The 18057-nt window shown below is 59.9% G+C and carries 19 protein-coding genes and 1 pseudogene; 10 read left to right on the top strand and 10 right to left on the bottom strand.

Annotated elements, in window-relative coordinates; all coding sequences use genetic code 11:
• The first annotated feature begins 131 nt into the window (after positions 1–131).
• From EV561_RS03860 to EV561_RS03850, 3 genes are all read left to right on the top strand, one after another.
• On the top strand, positions 132–506 hold the full coding sequence (locus EV561_RS03860; protein ID WP_132517749.1) for a VOC family protein: 375 nt from the start codon (positions 132–134) through the stop codon (positions 504–506).
• A 71-nt stretch (positions 507–577) separates the two neighbouring features.
• Positions 578–961, top strand: a complete 384-nt coding sequence (locus tag EV561_RS03855) for an antitoxin Xre/MbcA/ParS toxin-binding domain-containing protein (protein WP_132517747.1) — start codon at positions 578–580, stop codon at positions 959–961.
• Positions 921–1667, top strand: a complete 747-nt coding sequence (locus EV561_RS03850; protein ID WP_132517745.1) for an RES family NAD+ phosphorylase — start codon at positions 921–923, stop codon at positions 1665–1667. The genes EV561_RS03855 and EV561_RS03850 overlap by 41 nt, the downstream gene beginning before the upstream one ends.
• 21 nt (positions 1668–1688) lie before the next feature.
• Here the strand turns inward: EV561_RS03850 and EV561_RS03845 are convergent, their stop codons facing one another.
• Positions 1689–2528 carry a hypothetical protein gene (locus EV561_RS03845; protein WP_132517743.1) on the bottom strand — a complete coding sequence of 280 codons (840 nt, stop codon included), beginning with the start codon at positions 2526–2528 and terminating at the stop codon, positions 1689–1691.
• A 118-nt stretch (positions 2529–2646) separates the two neighbouring features.
• Positions 2647–3093: a MarR family transcriptional regulator gene (locus tag EV561_RS03840; protein ID WP_132518093.1), complete on the bottom strand. Its 447-nt coding sequence runs from the start codon at positions 3091–3093 to the stop codon at positions 2647–2649.
• 77 nt (positions 3094–3170) lie between these two features.
• Between EV561_RS03840 and EV561_RS03835 the strand changes: the two genes are divergently transcribed.
• Positions 3171–3893 (top strand): thioredoxin family protein, encoded by a 723-nt coding sequence (locus EV561_RS03835; protein WP_132517741.1) that lies wholly within the window; start codon positions 3171–3173, stop codon positions 3891–3893.
• A 146-nt stretch (positions 3894–4039) separates the two neighbouring features.
• On the top strand, positions 4040–4819 hold the full coding sequence (locus EV561_RS03830; RefSeq protein ID WP_132517739.1) for a VOC family protein: 780 nt from the start codon (positions 4040–4042) through the stop codon (positions 4817–4819).
• Between the two features lie 53 nt (positions 4820–4872).
• Here the strand turns inward: EV561_RS03830 and EV561_RS03825 are convergent, their stop codons facing one another.
• On the bottom strand, positions 4873–6705 hold the full coding sequence (locus tag EV561_RS03825) for an SGNH/GDSL hydrolase family protein (RefSeq protein WP_132517737.1): 1833 nt from the start codon (positions 6703–6705) through the stop codon (positions 4873–4875).
• Between the two features lie 198 nt (positions 6706–6903).
• Complete coding sequence (locus tag EV561_RS03820) at positions 6904–7878, bottom strand: oxidoreductase (protein ID WP_132517735.1); 975 nt, start codon at positions 7876–7878, stop codon at positions 6904–6906.
• A gap of 93 nt (positions 7879–7971) precedes the next feature.
• Here EV561_RS03820 and EV561_RS03815 point away from each other — a divergent pair, with 93 nt between their 5' ends.
• The 3 genes from EV561_RS03815 to EV561_RS03805 all read left to right on the top strand — a co-directional run bounded on the left by EV561_RS03815 (position 7972) and on the right by EV561_RS03805 (position 10406).
• The gene (locus EV561_RS03815) at positions 7972–8979 is read left to right on the top strand and encodes an AraC family transcriptional regulator (RefSeq protein ID WP_132517733.1); all 1008 of its coding nucleotides are present in this window, start codon (positions 7972–7974) and stop codon (positions 8977–8979) included.
• A 45-nt stretch (positions 8980–9024) separates the two neighbouring features.
• Positions 9025–9498: a DUF1579 domain-containing protein gene (locus tag EV561_RS03810; protein ID WP_132517731.1), complete on the top strand. Its 474-nt coding sequence runs from the start codon at positions 9025–9027 to the stop codon at positions 9496–9498.
• 134 nt (positions 9499–9632) lie between these two features.
• The gene (locus tag EV561_RS03805) at positions 9633–10406 is read left to right on the top strand and encodes a VOC family protein (protein WP_132517729.1); all 774 of its coding nucleotides are present in this window, start codon (positions 9633–9635) and stop codon (positions 10404–10406) included.
• 59 nt (positions 10407–10465) lie between these two features.
• Here EV561_RS03805 and EV561_RS03800 read toward each other — a convergent pair.
• Positions 10466–10622, bottom strand: a pseudogene (locus tag EV561_RS03800) (TetR family transcriptional regulator); the annotation flags it as partial.
• Positions 10623–11115: 493 nt separating this feature from the next.
• The gene (locus EV561_RS03795) at positions 11116–12666 is read right to left on the bottom strand and encodes a helicase HerA-like C-terminal domain-containing protein (protein ID WP_132517727.1); all 1551 of its coding nucleotides are present in this window, start codon (positions 12664–12666) and stop codon (positions 11116–11118) included.
• A gap of 224 nt (positions 12667–12890) precedes the next feature.
• Here EV561_RS03795 and EV561_RS03790 point away from each other — a divergent pair, with 224 nt between their 5' ends.
• The gene (locus tag EV561_RS03790; RefSeq protein ID WP_132517725.1) at positions 12891–13286 is read left to right on the top strand and encodes a hypothetical protein; all 396 of its coding nucleotides are present in this window, start codon (positions 12891–12893) and stop codon (positions 13284–13286) included.
• Positions 13287–13365: 79 nt separating this feature from the next.
• The gene (locus EV561_RS03785) at positions 13366–14715 is read left to right on the top strand and encodes a metallophosphoesterase (RefSeq protein ID WP_132517724.1); all 1350 of its coding nucleotides are present in this window, start codon (positions 13366–13368) and stop codon (positions 14713–14715) included.
• A 29-nt stretch (positions 14716–14744) separates the two neighbouring features.
• Here EV561_RS03785 and EV561_RS03780 read toward each other — a convergent pair whose 3' ends face one another.
• The 4 genes from EV561_RS03780 to EV561_RS03765 form a co-directional block, all read right to left on the bottom strand.
• Positions 14745–15032, bottom strand: a complete 288-nt coding sequence (locus tag EV561_RS03780) for a type II toxin-antitoxin system RelE/ParE family toxin (protein WP_132517722.1) — start codon at positions 15030–15032, stop codon at positions 14745–14747.
• Between the two features lie 6 nt (positions 15033–15038).
• Entirely contained in the window at positions 15039–15305 is a 267-nt protein-coding gene (locus EV561_RS03775; protein WP_132517720.1) for an antitoxin of toxin-antitoxin stability system, read from the bottom strand.
• A gap of 84 nt (positions 15306–15389) precedes the next feature.
• Positions 15390–16160 (bottom strand): trans-aconitate 2-methyltransferase, encoded by a 771-nt coding sequence (gene tam, locus EV561_RS03770; RefSeq protein WP_132517718.1) that lies wholly within the window; start codon positions 16158–16160, stop codon positions 15390–15392.
• A 95-nt stretch (positions 16161–16255) separates the two neighbouring features.
• Positions 16256–17815, bottom strand: a complete 1560-nt coding sequence (locus tag EV561_RS03765; RefSeq protein WP_132517716.1) for a TerC family protein — start codon at positions 17813–17815, stop codon at positions 16256–16258.
• Positions 17816–18057 lie beyond the last annotated feature (242 nt).

Below are 18057 nucleotides of genomic sequence, written 5' to 3'. Positions count from 1 at the left end.
CTTCCGAAAAAGAAGGAGGGCATCGGCTATTGTGATAGCCGCATCTGAAGTAGTGCCGGCTAAAAGGAGTACGGCTATCCCTTTTATTTTGCAGGTGCTAATATTTAGCGTTTCCGCAGCTGGAGGGGACCATGCCGCAACTGGATCACGTTAATATCCATACCCGTGATGCGACGAGGATGATCGGTTTTCTCGAAACTGTCGTTCAGGCCAAGCGAGGCTACAGGCCGCCATTTCAAAATCCCGGCCATTGGCTTTACCTTGAAGGCCAGCCCTCAATTCATCTGGATGTGGTGGATCGGGACGACAGCTATCCCCAGGGCATGGTCAATCATTGCGCCTTCGGCCCTTACGACTTCGAAAAGACGATCGAGCGTGTCAAGTCTACCGGCTTTCCCTACGAATTCCGTGAGATTCCCGATACTGATATCGGCCAGATCTTCGTCTACGGTCCGGAAGGATTGAAGGTCGAACTGCAGTATAGGCGATCTATAGCGACGCAGTAGCGATTATCCTGCTTCTTATCTTTTCTTGTGAAAAATATTTGCTATATTCTTTCCATGGAAAGGATGTGGCTATGGCAATTACAGTGTCTGACCCCGCCCGGCAGGCGCCGGAAGCGGCTGTCATCACCAAGGCTGTCACCAATGCGGCGGAACGATTGGGGCTGAGCGCCCGTTCGTTGGCTGCCGTGCTTGGCGTGTCGGAAGCGAGCATATCGCGGATGAAGCGGCAGGATTATCTCCTTGAGCGCGGCAGCAAGTCTTTCGAACTTGCGGTCCTGTTCGTCCGGCTCTTCCGGTCGCTCGATGCGATCGTCGGGGGCGACGAGACCGTGGCGCGGCAATGGCTACGCAACGCAAACCGCGCCTTCGGAGCAGCACCCGCCGACAAGATCACCACCATCGCCGGATTGACCGATGTCCTTGCCTATCTGGACGCCCGCCGCGCTCTCGTCTGAGGCCCATGCGATCTCCGGCCATTATTGGCGGCTGGTCGAGGCGCAGCACCAGGTCTCGACGCTGAAACTCGTCGATACGCTGGCGGAGCAGGAACTGCTCGAAGACCTGCTGGACGAAAGCAAGCCGACGCTGCCGCCGGAATGCGAAGGTCTCGATTATCTCCTTGCGACACCCTTCCGCTATGGGGCGATCTATCCGCATGGATCGCGTTTTCGCAGGGCAGGGCGCACACTCGGCGTCTTCTATGCCTCCGAAAAGGTCGAGACGGCGCTCGCCGAAATGGCCTTCTACCGGCTGCTTTTCTTCGCAGATTCCCCAGATACGCCGCTTCCGTCCAATGCCGCGGAATATACCGCCTTTGCCGCATCCATTTCCTCGAAAGCCGCGATCGACCTGACCCTGCCGCCGCTCGATCGCGACCGAAATGCATGGACCGATCTGACCGATTATCATGCCTGCCAAGCGCTCGCCGATGCCGCACGTGAGGCCGGCATGGACGCGATATTCTATCAGTCCGTTCGCGATCCGGAGCATGGGAAAAATATCGCACTCCTGACGGCGCGGGCCTTTGCTGCCCGCGAACCGGTGGAACGCCAGACTTGGCGCATCCGCCTCTCATCCGTCGGCGTTCAGGCGATCTGCGATTTTCCCCGTGTCAGGATTGGTTTTTCGCGTGCCGATTTTTCAGGCGATCCGCGCATTTGATCTGCGGGATAGTGGCAGCAACTACGAGCAAGGGTTTGGACGCACACCCTCGGGGGCGTTAGGCTGCGTCAGCCCGCAAACAGCAGACAGCAAGGCCGGAAAGTTTTCGGTCGCGCCAAGCCCGTTGAGAACAAATGCTCGGATTGCGGCCCCTTCACGCTCGGCCTGCTGATCGGCCGTTTCCCCGACGCTGTCCCAAACAGACCATACCGCGATCAAATGCCCTTCGATATTGGCAGCCGCAGTACAGAACCTCTTGTTCGAAGAGTTGGGTTGCTTGTCACACACGACCGATGCCGCTCCCTTGACAAGGCGCATTTGGCGAAGCTGGTCGGACATGTCTTCCCTTCCAACTGTAGAATATCCTTTAAACAGGTCCGGCTTTCGATCATCGGCGAGATAGAATGTACTACTGCCATTCGGTAGGGTTTGCTGAAGTGGATGCCACGGATCATCGCAGATGGATCGTGACCATTGGCGCGTCAGACGGGAGCAGACGCGCAGCATTGACGCATCGGCGTCATCCCAACCATATGTCCGGATTCTGATTTCCAAATTGTCCATTGCTGGCGCTGTGTTCACGTCGCTTGCTGCTTGTCGGAATGCCTCAAGTCGTTCTTTACCCGCTTGACGATCCCTGCTTTTATTCAATGAAAAAGTTGGTCGTTGCTCCACGAAACCGGGCAAAGCTGTGAATGGTACGATCAGGGGCACATCGCCGATCACGACATGGGCATCCGAGGCGAGCAGGGCGATATCGGCATCTGAATGGCGATTAGAAGATCCCTCTGACCTAGTCAGTAGGGCAGCACCTAACAGGCAACCGGCCAGACAAAATAGGAGCGTGACGCGAGAGATCATGGCGTCTGCATAGCAGACTTCAGGTTGTTATATGGTAAGAACAACCCAAATAATTTTAGAAGTCCAGAGGCGCGCAAAAATTGTGGCAGATAGCGTGTTTTCCACGCAGGCTACTGCCTCACGCCAATGCCATAAGATCGAGGCGCAGCATGTTCGCGCCGCCATCCGGCAGCTTTGCTTCGACCTCGGCATGCGTCTTTTCCCAGATCGGCACCGCGGCCGCCAGCACGGCCTTGCCCTCGGCCGTCAGGCTGAGCAGCCGGCCGCGTCGGTCTTTCGGATTGGGTATGATCGATACCCAGCCGCGACGTTCCAGCGGCTTCAGCGCTGCCGTCAGCGTCGTCTGATCCATGGCGAGCAGTGCTGCAACCGGCCCCATCGGCGGCGGCTCCGGCCTGTTCAGCGACATCATCAGGGAGAACTGGCCGTTTGTCAGCCCGACGGGCTTCAGTGCGGTATCGAAGCGTCGGGCGAGCGCGCGGGCCGCTCGCTGCACATGCAGGCAGAGGCAGGTGTCGCGTACCAGGAGCGTCGTGGAAAAGGGAATCTCGATCGGGTTTGACATGCTCAATTAATATTGATATCAATACAATTAGTCAAGGAAATATGGAGATCCGAAGACGCCGGAGGAGGGCGCAGAAGATGAATGAGATCGTCTCACGCGAAGAATGGCTGGAAGCCCGCCGTGCATTGCTGGCCAAGGAGAAGGAAGCCACGCATATGCGCGACCGCCTTAACGCCGAACGCTTAGGCTTGCCCTGGGTGAAGGTTGACAAGGACTATGTCTTCGATACGCCCGCGGGAAAGAAGTCGCTTTCCGAACTCTTCGATGGCCGCAGCCAGCTGATGATCTATCACTTCATGCTCGGGCCGGAATGGCAGGCAGGCTGTGTCGGCTGCTCTTTCCTTGCCGACCATCTCGACGGCTCCTTGCCGCACCTCAACCATCACGACGTTACGCTGGTTGCCGTCGCGAGGGCGCCGCTTGAAAAGATCGAGGCCTACAAGAAGCGCATGGGGTGGAAATTCCCCTGGGTTTCTTCATTCGCCAACAACTTCAATTTCGACTATCATGTCTCCTTCACCAAGGATGATCTGGCCGGTAAATCGATCTTCTACAATTTCGAGGCCATCGACGTAGCGCAAGGAAATGACGAGCTTCCTGGGCTCAGCGCTTTCTACAGGGACGAGGCGGGGAATGTCTTCCACACCTATTCCAGCTACGCCCGCGGCGGTGAGGAACTGATCGGTACGCTGATGATCCTCGATCTTGCGCCCAAGGGTCGGAATGAGGATTCGACGATGAATTTCGTCCGCCGCCATGATGAGTATGACGTGCCGAAGGACGCCACCGGTCATCACTAAGCCGGCGTCATGCGAATGCGGGAAGACAATGCTAAGCTGAGCGCGCAGGGGAGTGCGCTTTCCCTGATAAGCCGCCGGCGAACACGACTTGATGCCGGTTTCCAACCAGCTCGTCACAAGCCAACGCGTTCAAAAGGGAGGACATGATGTCCGATGCTCATGGGAAATTCATTTGGTGCGAATTGATGACCCCCGATACTGCCGCCGCCGAGAAATTCTACACGTCCGTAGTCGGCTGGAAGACGAGCGACATGCAGGTGGAAGGCATGCCGCGCTATACCATCTTCGAGGCTAACGGCACCGGCGCAGCCGGCATGATGGACTTTCCCGCCGAATTGGAAGGGCAGGGCATCCCGCCGAACTGGACCGGCTATGTTGCCGTTGATGACGTTGATCAATCGGCAAAGGATTTTGCGGCCAATGGCGGTGCGATCCGCCGTCCGCCCGAAGATATTCCGGGCGTCGGCCGTTTCGCCGTCGTCGCTGATCCTCAGGGCGCGGTTATCTGCATCATGACACCGGCGCCGATGGATAATCCACCGCCGGAAATACCCATGGGCACTCCGGGCCGCATCGGCTGGCACGAACTCTATACCAGCAACAGCGAGCAAGCCCTGGCCTTCTATTCCAAGGTATTCGGCTGGACGAAGGACAGCGATTTCGATATGGGCCCGATGGGCGTCTATCGTATCTTTGCTCACCAAGGTCAGCAGACCGGCGGCATGATGACGAAACCGGCCGAAATGCCGATGTCGGCCTGGGGGTACTACTTCGTTGTTTCGGGCATTGACGCAGCGATCGAGCGCGTCAAAGCCGGCGGCGGCAAGGTCCTGAACGGCCCGACAGAGGTTCCCGGCGACAGCTGGATCATCCAGGCCATGGACCCGCAGGGTGCCTTCTTCTGCCTCGTCGCCCCGAAGCGCTAAGCGACTGATCCTGGCGGCAGCCTGATCATCAGGTCGCTGTCAGTCGCCGCGAACTATTGAATAAAGTCGTCTGGGACGGATGCCGCGATGGAGCTGTAGCCGTGGCTGTTGGGGTGCGTGCCGTCGAATGTGTAGCGCCACGGCGTGCCGTCCGCCTTCCACCGACTGGTCTCGGAGGCTGACGCGCCGGAATAGCCGCCCTCTGCCGTCGGGTTTGGATCGAATATCCGGGACATGATGTCGAAGGGTGCAGTCCTGGTGCGGATGATTTCGTTCTTCCGCCCGCGGCTCGACGTCGCGTCCCCGAATGCAAGACCGGCCGTTTGCTGTGTCTCCGTGGTGAATTGACCGTTGCAGACGATACGAGTCCCTGCAGGCGGTGCGGATGGAATCTCGGCAAGCGAATAGGTGAACGTGGTGGGATCGATGATGCGGATCGGAAACGTGCCGGCATAATCCCTCGGCGAAACGCCTGACATCGTGACGTCCTGCCCGTCGATCAGCACGGATGTGTCTGATATCCGCACCGTGACGGTCGTCCCTTCCGCAGCGAGCGAGGAAACAGGCAGGCTGGAACTCGCATCCGGCGTGCACAGCGAATGCACATGGACCACGTCGGGAAGGATGGGCCTGACTTGCTGAAAGACCTTGGCGGCATCGCTGCGGAACTGCGCATCGTCGAGGTAGACGTCGTTATGGACTATCTGCCACCAGATGTGGGTAGGGTTGGCAAGCGCCAGGAGATTGAGACGCTTGCCGATGTTTCCTCTCAGCGACAGGTATTTGTACCCGTCGCCGCCCTTTGACAGGTTGGCCGCTATATTGAGGCCGAGCGTTTCGTCCACTGCCCGCTCGACATATCCCCTGTTGCGGCGATTGGACCCCATGGCGTCGCCATGGCTTCCGGAGCCGATCGAGCCTTCTCCGACGCCATCGCCGATGCTGTCGCCCCAGATGGCGACGGCCTTGTCGCCCGGGTCGTATTCAATCAGCATCTGGCATGGCCAGAAGCCCTGCGTGCCGCCACCCTGGCCGGAATTGAACGGGTTCACGGACGTTCGTGATACAGCCGCATCGACGTCGATGAACGAAATGTTGGTATCGGGACCGCGGCTGTTTTCGACAATCCCTTCATGGCGATTGATAAAGCTGCAGGTATTCCAGGATACCGGCAGCGTCCCGGCAGGCGATGCTGGCCCGAGCTGGTTCTCCGTCACGGTCCAGAGGCCGAATTTGGCATCGGCCGGAATTTCGGGATGGTCCAGCCAGTCCGAAACGATGCTACCGGACGGATTGCTTCCCGGACCGTTGTAAAGCGCCGTCCTTTCGCCCGAAAAGAGATAGGGAAGACGACGCGTCGTTAGGCCGGTCAGCGCATCGACGTAGCGGACTTCGAGGGCAACCTGAAACCGATAGGCGTGCGGAAGGTCCACTTCCATGATCTCGCGCGTCTGTGCCGATATCTTCCCGGTTGCAGGAGAGGAGGAGGGGCCTTTGTGCGTCGCGTAGGTGATCGTGGTGGCATCGACGATATGGATGGTAAAGGCAGTCCCGTTATATTCCGCCGGCGATGCTCCTGACATCTCGATCTGCTGTCCCTCGACAAGGCCTGATGTCGAGGCGACCTTCAGCGTGCATAAGTCGCCCTCGGCTGTCAGGCTGGTCACCGAAAGAGCCTTGTTCTCCAGAATGAAGGTTGGGATCACGACTTTCGACCGGCTGAAGGCCCGGGACTTGCTGCGATGGCCGGTCCTGACCAGCGACGACCAGGCGGCGCTGCTATTGTACGTCTGCGTCGTCGCATGCATCCCCTGGCCCAGACCGCGTACGACCTTCCCCTGATTGCCGGTTTCCGCCGCCACGGCGAATGAACGGAAGCCGGCCATCCCGCTCACCGAAGCTATTGCCGATGAAAGAAGAGCCCGATTGAAATGACGTCGTGAATAGAGACACTTCATGAACAATGCCGCCCGCCGAAATCCTGGAGCTTGCTGAAAAACTGCCACGCCTTTGCGAAGGCCCATTAAGGCAAATGCATGGCAGTTTTCTAGAATGACTCAGGATCGGGCCTTCATGTCAGGTGCCTATCCGATGGAGACACCCGTCAGCCGCTCGCTGAGGCCCCATAGCCGTTTGGCAGATGCGGGGTCCATTGCCCAGGGTCGCACGCCGAGCAGCTCGGTCGAATCCGCCGGCACGGCGTTCGAAATATCGCAGTTTTCGCAATAGACCCCGCCAAGACCATCGAGTTGCCGGCTGGTGGCGCACCAGACGGTTGTTGCCGCACCCTGCTCGATGGTCTTCATATTCCGCTCGGGATCGATGATGGGCCTGCCCTGCGCATCGACATAGCCGGAGGCGCCGATCTGGTCAGACGACAGGTGACGGATGAGACCTGTCGTGACGATGCCACCGGGATGCAGGGAGAAGGCGCTGATGCCATGATCCTTGCCTCGTGCATCGAGCGCGATCGCGAAAAGCGCATTGGCCGTCTTCGATTGGCCATAGGCAAGGCGCGGATCGTAGGCCCGATGCTCGAAGTTCGGATCTTCGAAGTCGACGCCTGCAAAGACATGCCCGCGCGAGGAGACGGCCACAACCCGGGCGCCCTGCGCTTTCAACAAAGCCGGCCACAGCCGTGCGGTCAGCTGGAAATGGCCGAGATGATTGGTGGAGAACTGGGATTCATAGCCGCGCGCATCGCGGGTGAGCGGGTTTGCCATGACGGCCGCGTTGTTCACGAGAAGATGCAGGGGCTGGCCGGTGGTGAGAAATCGATCCGCAAACCCGTTTATCGATGCGGGGTCCATAAGGTCCAGCGTCTCCAGCGACAGTCCGGGGAACGGGGCAATCGCCTTTTGCGCCTTTTCCTGATCGCGTGCGGGAATGATGACCCTTGCGCCGGCGGCGGCAAAGACGCGGGCAGCTTCCAGCCCGATGCCGGAATAACCGCCGGTAACGATGGCGACTTTTCCGGAAAGATCCTGACCGTGGATGACGTCCTCGGCCGTCGAAGCGGCCCCGAAGCCCGAGCCGACGGGCGCTTGTGGTATAGACATGATGTCACTCCTTATCTGTCTGGAAACAGGGTAGCGCGGGGTGCCGGGATTCTGAATGCTTGTAAGTCCCGATTAATTGCGTCATCGTACGGAATGGCTACAGATCCTCTCTCCGATACGCTCACCCTCCTGAATGCACGCTGCATCCTGTCCGGCGGCTTTGTCTCAGGCGGAGCCTGGTCACTGCGCTTCCCGAAGCCCGACAGGATCAAGATCAGCGCTGTTGCGAAGGGGCGCTGCTGGCTCGTTCTCGATGGAATGGAGCCCATCAGTCTGGGCGCCGGCGACGTCGTCCTCTTGAACGGCATGCATCCCTTCGTGCTGGCGAGCGATCTCTCGGTTGAGCCCGTCGATGCCGTCACCGTCTTTTCCGATCGGCGCGGCGGCACGGCGCGCCATGGCGACGGCGACGATTTCTTCTATCTGGGCGGCCACATCGCGCTGGAATCTGATGGAGGAGATTTGCTGCGCGACGTGCTGCCTCCCGTCATCCACATCCGCGCCTCGGCCGACGAGGCAACGGTTCTGCGCTGGCTGCTCGACCAGCTTATGCGCGAGATGGCCACCGAGCGCCCCGGGTCGGGACTGGCCAGCAACCAGTTGGCGCAGCTGATGTTCGTCCAGGCCCTGCGCGCCTATGTCGAGGCGGGCGAAGCGATCGAGGCGGGCTGGCTTCGCGCGATCGCCGATGGCCGCATTGCGCCGGCCCTGCGCTTCATGCACAATGACCCCGGTCGAGCCTGGACGCTTGGCGAACTGGCGAAAGCCGCCGGCATGTCCCGGACGACATTCGCCCTGCGGTTCAGGCAGGCCGCGGGCGTCGCCCCTCTCGGTTACCTGCTTGGCTGGCGCATGCATCTTGCCAGACGTGCGCTACGCGAAGGAAAGATGCCGGTGTCCGCTTTGGCGCTGTCCCTTGGCTATACCTCGGAGAGCGCCTTCAGCAATGCGTTCAAGCGGGCGGTCGGAATCGCTCCCAAGCGCTATCGGAGCTCTGTCATGGCTTCGGATGATGCGGCCCTCGACGAGGAGGCCGATAATATCGAAAGACAGGCAATGACAGGTTCCGCGACCCGCCTGGCCCTAAAGGTCGCATCATAACATTGCCTGGGTTCAGCACGGAAACATCGCCAAGGAGGAATTGCGATGAAAGCGGAACTCACCAAGGAACATGCGTTTCTGCAGAAACTCGTGGGCAATTGGAAAATGCTCGCCGAAGGCAGCGATGTCGGCACGGACGAGCACGGATGGCTGGAAAACGTGCGCTCACTGCATGGCGTCTGGTTCCTGGCCGAAGGCCACGGCAAGATGCCTGACGGCGCGGATGCATCCAGCGTGCTGACGCTTGGCTATGATCCGGCAAAGGGAAAATATGTCGGCAGCTGGATCGGCAGCATGATGAACCACATGTGGGTCTATGAGGGTGCGCTGGACGCCGATGGCCGCACGCTGCTGCTCGACACGTCAGGCCCCGATTTCGAAAACGAGGGGCAGACGGCGCGCTACCGCGAACATCTTTCCTTCGAGGACGATGACAACAGGACCTTTTCGTCTCATGTGATGACGCCGGAGGGATCGTGGCGCCAGTTCATGATGGTCCGCTATCGCCGAATGGGCTGATCGTCAGCTTAGCGGCTTTCATCGGATATAAGAAAAAGCTCAATAGCCCTGAAACGATTGGGTTTTGCGGGCTTGTCTGTAGGCGGATTGCCCCCTACCATTCTCCTGACGGGCGCTCACTGGGGAGAGTGGTAATGGCGCATACGCATGGCAAGTTTGTCTGGTACGAGCTGATGACGACCGACATGGACGCCGCCGAGGTCTTTTATCGCGACATTATCGGCTGGGGTGCGCAGGATGCCGGCGTGGCGGGCGTGCACTACACCATGTTCACCGTTGACGGGCGTCCCGTCAGCGGCTCGATGGCCCTGTCCCAGAGCGCGCGAAGCATGGGCATCCCGCCGCTCTGGCTCGGCTATATCGCCGTGGACGACGTCGACACTGTTGCCGCCGATATCGTCACCGATGGCGGCGTGGTGCATCGCGCCGCCGCCGATATTCCCGGCATAGGCCGCTTCGCCATCGTCGGCGATCCCCAGGGCGCGGCCTTCGCGCTCTTCAAGGGCATGCCAGGCCTGCCCCAACCGGCTGCCGCCATGGGAAAACCGGGCTTCACCGGCTGGCACGAACTCTACGCCGACGATGGCGATGCCGCCTTCGATTTCTATTCGAGAGCCTTCGGCTGGGAAGAGACCGGAAACGCCGACACGGATGAGCCAGGCGATTACAAGGTCTTCGGACTGGATGGTGAGGACTTCGGCGGCGTGATGACGAGGCCTGACAACATGCCCGTCTCCTCCTGGATCTTCTATTTCAACGTGGCCTCGATCGACACCGCCAAGGAGCGCGTCCGCATAGGCGGCGGAATGATCCTCAATGGCCCGACCGAAGTCCCGAGCGGCGGCTGGAGCTTGCAATGTCTCGACCCACAGGGCGCGATGTTTGCGCTCTATGCGCCGGAGCGGTGACTACCTCTCCCTTGGGTGCCTGATAGGGATCTCGTGCGGTTTCGGTTCGCAAGGATCCCCAGCAGATCCCGCTTCTCTGCGAAATGATTATGGGGCGCATTGTGCGAAACGCCCGCCCGCCGCGCCACCTCCCGCAGCGAGAAATCCCATGCCTGCGCCTCGGTCACCAGATCGAGCGATGAACGCGCGGCGGAGATCGCGATGATGATAGGGTATGGTGGACCATCAGCAATGTTGACAATGCCCATTAAGTGGGATGTGGGCGATGTCAATATCGCGGATGTCTGCTAGTTCTCTGGCGCCCGCACACGCTTGTTGAGACGCTTAAGCTCGACGGCCGCAAAACAAATCTGGTCCGCTGCGACAATGACGGAGTATCGCTTTCCATAAGTGCAGATACGCTGATGTGCGGTCACTTTTTGATCTGTCAGTGGGATGCCAGGCGGCTTGGATGACGGGTCTAAAGGTAAAGCAAGAACCACCGAGTCATTTGGCGGGTCAATTTTCGAATGGAAGTTGGCGTCATTCGATGGGACGCCACCCGCTGTCGCGGCCGACGGAACCAGTACGGAGAGTATGGCTAGGAAATTGATCAACGACTTCTGCACGGTTGCCTCTTGTCCAATGCTCCGCCTGAACCGGAGCTGTGATCAAATGAAAAGCGATAGTCTTATTTATTTCTACAGAAGCTGCTGATCCCTGCTGGGGGCTACCGCTTCAAGCTCCCCAAAATCCCGCGCACCAGCGCCCGTCCCACCTGTGTCGCCACGGTCCGCGCGACGCTCTTCATCGCCGCTTCCACGATCGTCTCACGCTGGTAGCCCGAGCGGCCGCGAGGCTGGTTTTTCGAGGCGGCCTGATCGTCATTGCCGAAGCCCGGAAGGGTCCAGCGGCTGCCGGCATTGCCGGATTGCTGCTCTTCCGCCTGTTTGGCCGCATCCTGTTCGGCGGCCTTGCGGGCGCGGGCCGTCAAAATCTCATAGGCAGATTCCCTGTCGACATCCTTGTCATAGACGCCGGCGACCGGACTGGCGCTCATGATGGCCTGCCGTTCCGCATCCGTTACCGGCCCGACGCGGCCCGAGGGTGGGCGGATCAGCGTGCGCTCGACGATCGAGGGAGCGCCCTTGGCTTCCAGCATCGAGACCAGTGCCTCGCCGGTTCCAAGCGTGGTGATGACGTCAGCGGTGCTGAAATCCGGATTGGGGCGGAACGTGTCGGCGGCAGTCTTCACGGCCTTCTGCTCGCGCGGCGAATAGGCGCGAAGCGCATGCTGCACACGGTTGCCGAGCTGCGCCAGCACCGTCTCCGGGACGTCGAGCGGGTTCTGCGTGACGAAATAGACGCCGACCCCCTTGGAGCGGATAAGGCGCACGACCTGTTCCACGCGCTCGGTCAGCACCTTCGGCGCGTCGTTGAAGAGCAGATGCGCCTCGTCGAAGAAGAAGACCAGCTTCGGCTTGTCGGGGTCGCCGACTTCGGGCAGTTCCTCGAACAGTTCCGACAGCAGCCAGAGGAGGAAGGTCGCGTAGAGGCGCGGGTTCATCATCAGTTTGTCGGCGGCAAGCACCGAGATCTGGCCGTAGCCCTGCTGGCTGACGCGCATGATATCGGTGATGGCAAGCGCCGGTTCGCCGAAGAAGTGCTCGGCACCCTGCTGTTCCAAAACCAGCAGTGCCCGCTGGATCGAGCCGACGGAGGATTGGGAAATCAGGCCGAATTGGCCGGAAAGCTCCGAGGCATTCTCGCTCATATAATTCAGTAACGCCTGCAGATCCTTGAGATCAAGCAATGCAAGGCCGCCCTGGTCGGCGATCTTGAAGGCAATGTTGAGCACGCCTTCCTGCGCCTCCGATGCATCCATCAGCCGCGCCAGCAGCAGCGGCCCCATCTCGGCAATGGTGGTGCGGACACGATGGCCCTTTTCGCCGTAAATATCCCAGAAGATGACGGGAAACTGCTCGAATGTATAAGGCGAGAGGCTGATTTCCTCTGCCCGCTTCACCAGAAAATCCTTGGCTTCGCCCTTGGCGGCGATACCCGACAGGTCGCCCTTGATGTCGGCGCAAAATACAGGCACGCCGGCCTTGGAAAAACCCTCGGCCAGCACCTGCAGCGTCACCGTCTTGCCCGTGCCGGTCGCACCGGTCACGAGCCCGTGGCGGTTGCCGTATTTCAGCGTCAGATATTCGTCCTTGTTGATGCTGTCGTCCGGCTTGCGGCTAGCGCCGACGAAAATCTGTCCATCCTGCTGCTGCATCTATCCAGGCTCCCGGTTCCACTGCGCGCCCACCCGTCGCAATGAGTTTTATTTTCATGTCATGCTAGTCATGTCATTCTATTCATGTCGTTATAAGCAGGGACTTGGCGAGGAACAACCATTCGCTGTCGAAAGCGAAGGCTGATCTTAATGCCGGGCTTGAGCGGCCCTATAGGTTCAATTACGTTGACGTGAACGTCAAAGAGCAGTGGCAGGAGGCCATCATGAACGAAATCGTAGATCAAATCGCAACGAAAGCCGGCATTTCCCCCGATATCGCGGAAAAAGGCATCGGCATGATGCTCGGTTTCCTGCAACGCGAAGCGCCGGATGGTCCGGTCACCAAGATGATCGAATCTATTCCGGGTGCTTCCGATCTCGTCGCCCAGTACAACGGCGCTGAAACCGGCGACGGCAGCATTCTCGGCGGCATCATGGGCGCTCTCGGCGGCGGCGGTGGCCTGATGGCGCTCGGCCAGGAACTGATGACCCACGGCCTCGGCATGGGCGACATCTCCAACCTCGCCAAGGAAACCATCGCGGTCGCCCGCCAGCACGCCGGCGACCAGGTTGTCGACGAAGTGGTCAACTCGGTGCCGGGCCTCAGCCAGTTCCTCTGAGCCAAGGCTTATTCAACGAAAAGCCCCGCGGTCAAACGCGGGGCTTTTTGACTTTTGACGCATCCATCCCGAGATCGACATGTCCAGATCCATTCCGTCTCTGCTGCCGGCAAAAGGCGGTCATCAATTCGTCCTTTACGGTGATTCCTGTTCCGGCGTGCCCGGCGCTCTTCACGAGCGGACATTCGCCTCGGTCAATACAGTCGTGCAAAGGCTCGATCCGCCACCGGAATTCATCCTGTTTCCCGGCGACGAGGTGATTGGATTGACGGCAGATGCCGATGACCTGCGCGCCCAGTGGCGTCATTGGCTGGATGTTGAAATGAGCTGGCTTGATCGCGCCAAAACGCCGCTCTGGCACACGACCGGCAATCACACGACCTATGACCGGATGAGCGAAGCGATCTTTCGCGAAATCCTGTCGCTCCCGGAAAACGGACCGCAGGGACAGAAGGGTCTGGCCTATTGGGTGCGCCGGGACGACCTTCTGCTGGTCTTCGTTCATACGCTGGCGACCGAGCTGGGCGGCGAGGGTCATGTCGAGATGGAGTGGCTGCAGGCCACCCTGGAGAGCCATGCCGATGCCCGACACAAGATTGTCCTCGGCCACCATCCGGTCTTTCCGGTGAACGGATTTTCGGGAACCTATCAGCGGGAGATCGGGCACGAATATTCGGAGCGTTTCTGGGATATTCTCATCAAGGCCGATGTGCTCGCCTATGTCTGCAGCCATATCCTCGCATTCGACGTGCAGGTGAAGCGGGGCGTCCTGCAGATATGCACGGCCGGCGCCGGAACCGCGCATCGCATGCCCGAAGGCGTCGAATATCTGCATTGCATCCAGGCGGCGCTGGATGAGGAAGGCCTGCGCTATCAGGTCCTGGATACGGAAGGCGCGGTGCGCGAGCGCCTGCAATGGCCGCCCTTGCTCAAGGCCGATAGCGAGTGGCGCGAACTCCTCGCAGACATAAGCTCCGCCTCATTCTCCGGTCCAAGAGGTACAGACGATTTTGTCGAATTTCGGCTGACCGGCAGAACCTCCGGGCAGCCTCATGCGCCGGCCCAGACTATCTTTTCGGCTTTCACACCCGCTGCCATCGCACCCCTATGGCTCGGCCTTCGCGGCGAGCGCCAGACCCTGACCCTGATACTGGGGCGGACGCCGGGGCGCAGCCCGCATTACTGGTTCGGCCCTGATCTTGCTGCCGATCGGGAATTCGATGTGGATGTACTGCTCCATCCGGGGATGGGGCCGGGCGGCGTCCTCTATCGGATGCACGGAGAAAGCGCATGGTCCTCCTTCGAGGCTGCCTCGTCGACGGGGTTGGAGAGCCTTGTCTGGCCTTTGCACTGGAGCAGGGGCCACGGACAGAACGGCCCTGACGATCGACCTTTCGCAGGGACCGGTCTACAGGTTTCGTTCAGATAGCTGGAGAGACGAATTCGCCCTATCTCTTCTCAATCCTGCAACGGAGGCCATTGCTGCGCGGTGTGAAGGATCGTGAGGATTATCACGATATCGCCGCTCACCTGATAGACAATCTTGTAATGTTTGTGTGGGACCAACTCGCGCGTTCCGGGAACGCGGCCCAAGCGCCCTAAAAACGGAAACCGCCGAAGTCTTTCCGTGATCTCCGAAAATCTGAGGTCGAGTTCCTTGGCCGCATCGAGATTTTCTGTGGCAATATACGCTCTTATCCGTTTGCGATCTTCGGCAGCATCCGCAGTCCAGAAAAGCTCAGCCATGAAGCATCAGGAGCGCGAGCGCCAAGCTGCCGCGTCGCGTTCAACATCGTCGCCCGAAATGAGACGACCGGCGGCGGCTGAAATGCGCGCTTTTTCGACCTTGGCACGGAGAAAGGCGTCGTAGCCTTCCTCCTCTTTTTGCTGCGCGACATAATCCTGCATGAATTCCAGGATGAGATCTTGCACGTCCCGATGTGCCGTCTTTGCGGCGGCATCGAATTGAGCGTGCAGATCGGGATCGATGTCGAGTTTCAGGGAACCGGTTTTCGGCATGAATGCCTCCGAAAGAAACACGTATAACTATATCGATTTCTCGGCCACCGGCAATCGGGCGCCTTCGCCCCTGCTTTCGCCGCCCTACTTCTTGACCGCCACCATGAAGAGCCGCGGGAAGCGCAGTAGCACCTTGCCGTCGGTAAGCGGCGGATAGGCTTTGGTGATCCGTTCCAGGTAGTCGGCGGTGAAGGCCTGGCGGTGCTCTTCGCCGGCGTGGTCGAGATAGGGGCGCAGGCCGGTGCCCTTGACCCATTCGACGATCGCCGCCGCATTCTCCATCGGGTGGTTATAGGCGGTATGCCAGATATCCAGCCGCGAGGATTTGCCGATCAGGCGGTCATAGTAGACCGAAGGCGAGGGCAGGGGCTTGCGACGGACGCTTTTCTTTTCGAAGGCCTCGCGCCAGGGGCCGGCATGCGCCGTCTCCTCCATCATCAAATGGCTCTGTTCCATCAGATTGTCCGGCATCTGGATGGCGAGCACGCCGCCGGACTTCAGGCCGTCCATCAGCCGGTCGAAGATATTGAGATGGTTCGGCAGCCACTGGAAGACGGCATTGGCGAAGAGGAGGTCGGCCGGTTCGCTCGGCTGCCATGTGGCAAGATCGGCCTCGACGAAGGGCGTGTCGGGCATGCGCTTGCGGGCCGCTTCCAGCATGTTCAGGTCGCTGTCGAGGCCCGAGACGCCGGCCTTGCCGAAACGCTCGACGATGAGTTCGGTCGAATTGCCGGGCCCGCAGCCAAGGTCGATCGCGTAGGTGACGCTGTCGAGCGGCACCTCCGCGAGAAGATCGCGCGCCGGGCGCGTGCGTTCATCCTCGAATTTCACATACTGATTTGCGGACCATGCCATGGGAAATCTCCTGCCTGTCAATCAAAGCAATTGCGGCGCTCATAGGCGCGCCGAATGACGCTTCTATGACACGGCTTGCACTAACAAGGGCCGCGTCAAATTGCGCCTTCGATCCGGCGGATCCGCACCTTGTCGATGCTGCGACCCTTCAGTGCGACCACCTGGAAGAGCAGATTGCCGTCGATGACGGATTCTCCTTCGTGCGGCAGGTGTCCGAGCTGCCAGAGAATGAAGCCGGCAAGCGTCGAGTATCGATCGGTGTCGTCGACGAGATCGGCTTCCACCAGCCTTGATGCGTGGCGGATGTCGATCCAGCCGTCGACCGTCAGCGAGCCGTCTTCACCCCTCTCGATCGTCAGCTTTTCCTCGTCTTCGTCGGGGAATTCACCGGCGATCGCCTCCAGCAGGTCCGTCGTCGTCACCATGCCTTCGATCTCGCCATACTCGTCGAGGATGACGGCGACCGCCTGGCCGGAATGGCGCAGTTGCTCCATCAGCTTCAGTGCGCTGATGCTTTCATGGACGACGAGCGGTTGGCGTATGGAGCGCTTCGGATCGACCTTGCCGTCCTTCAATATGTCGCGCATCAGGTCGCGGGCGCTGGCCACACCGATGAAATTGTCCAGGCTGCCGCGTGCCACCGGAAAGCGCGAATGGCCGACCTCGACGATATGGTGCTGCAATTCGGCCTCGGGCTTGTCGAGGTCGAGCCAGTCGATGTCAGGGCGCGGCGTCATGATCGAGCGGACGGAGCGGTCCGCAAGCGTGAGCACACCCTGGATCATGTCCTTTTCCTCTGTGGAAAAGACCTGCTTCTCCTCGGCATGTTCGGCGATCAGTTCCGCCGTCTGGCCGAGCGTACCCTGCGGACGCTTGCCACCGAGAAGGCCGAGCACCGCATCCGCCGTGCGGTCGCGGATGTTGCTCGGCGTGATCAGCCGTTCCTTGTTGTGGCGGGCAAGCTGGTTCAGCGCCTCGATAATGACGGAGAAGCCGATCGCGGCATAGAGATAGCCCTTCGGAATATGGAAGCCGAAGCCCTCGATGATCAGCGAGAAACCGATCATCATCAGGAAGCCGAGGCAGAGAATAACGACAGTCGGATGTTTCGACACGAAGAGCATCAGCGGCCTCGAGAGCAACAGCATAATGCCGACGGCAATGATCACGGCGATCATCATCACCTGCAGTTCCTGCACCATCCCGACGGCGGTGATGACGCTGTCGAGCGAGAAGATCGCGTCGAGCACGACGATCTGCACGATCACCTGCCAGAAGACGGCATGAACGATCTTCTTCTCGCCGTCCTTTTCCTGGCCTTCCAGTCGTTCGTGCAGCTCCATCGTGCCCTTGAACAGCAAGAACAGTCCACCGACGATCAGAATGATGTCTCGGCCGGAAAAGCCGAAGCCCATGACGGTAAAGAGCGGCCGCGTCAGCGTGACCACCCAGGCGATCGAGGCAAGCAGCGCAAGGCGGATGAGAAGCGCGAGTGAGAGGCCCGTCAGGCGGGCCCTGTCGCGCTGGGCCGGCGGCAGCTTGTCGGCCAGAATGGCGATGAAGACGAGGTTGTCGATGCCGAGAACGATCTCGAGCACGATCAGGGTCGCAAGCCCGACCCAGGCGGACGGGTCGGAAATCCAGTCGAAGACCATCAATCAATAAAGCTTGGCATCGGCCGGGACGGACCTGCCAATTCTCTCCTCTGTTTGGAATATGGGGTTTGCTGCAAGGACAAGGTCGCGCGACCGCAAGGCAGGCATGCTGAAAGAAATGTTACGATCTATGTTCGATAAGAAATCCGATAGGCTCAAAAAGGCCGGCAGCGAAGATTTGCTACAGCCATCGCCATCCGCATCGTCCGGCGTAAACCGGTCGGGCGTGCGGGATTGGGAAC

It is taken from the genome of Rhizobium sp. BK376 (assembly GCF_004341625.1).
In the GTDB taxonomy this organism is placed as follows: Bacteria; Pseudomonadota; Alphaproteobacteria; order Rhizobiales; family Rhizobiaceae; genus Rhizobium.
The sequence above is the reverse complement of the archived record's forward strand: the minus strand, read 5'-3'. Positions and strand labels throughout refer to the sequence as shown.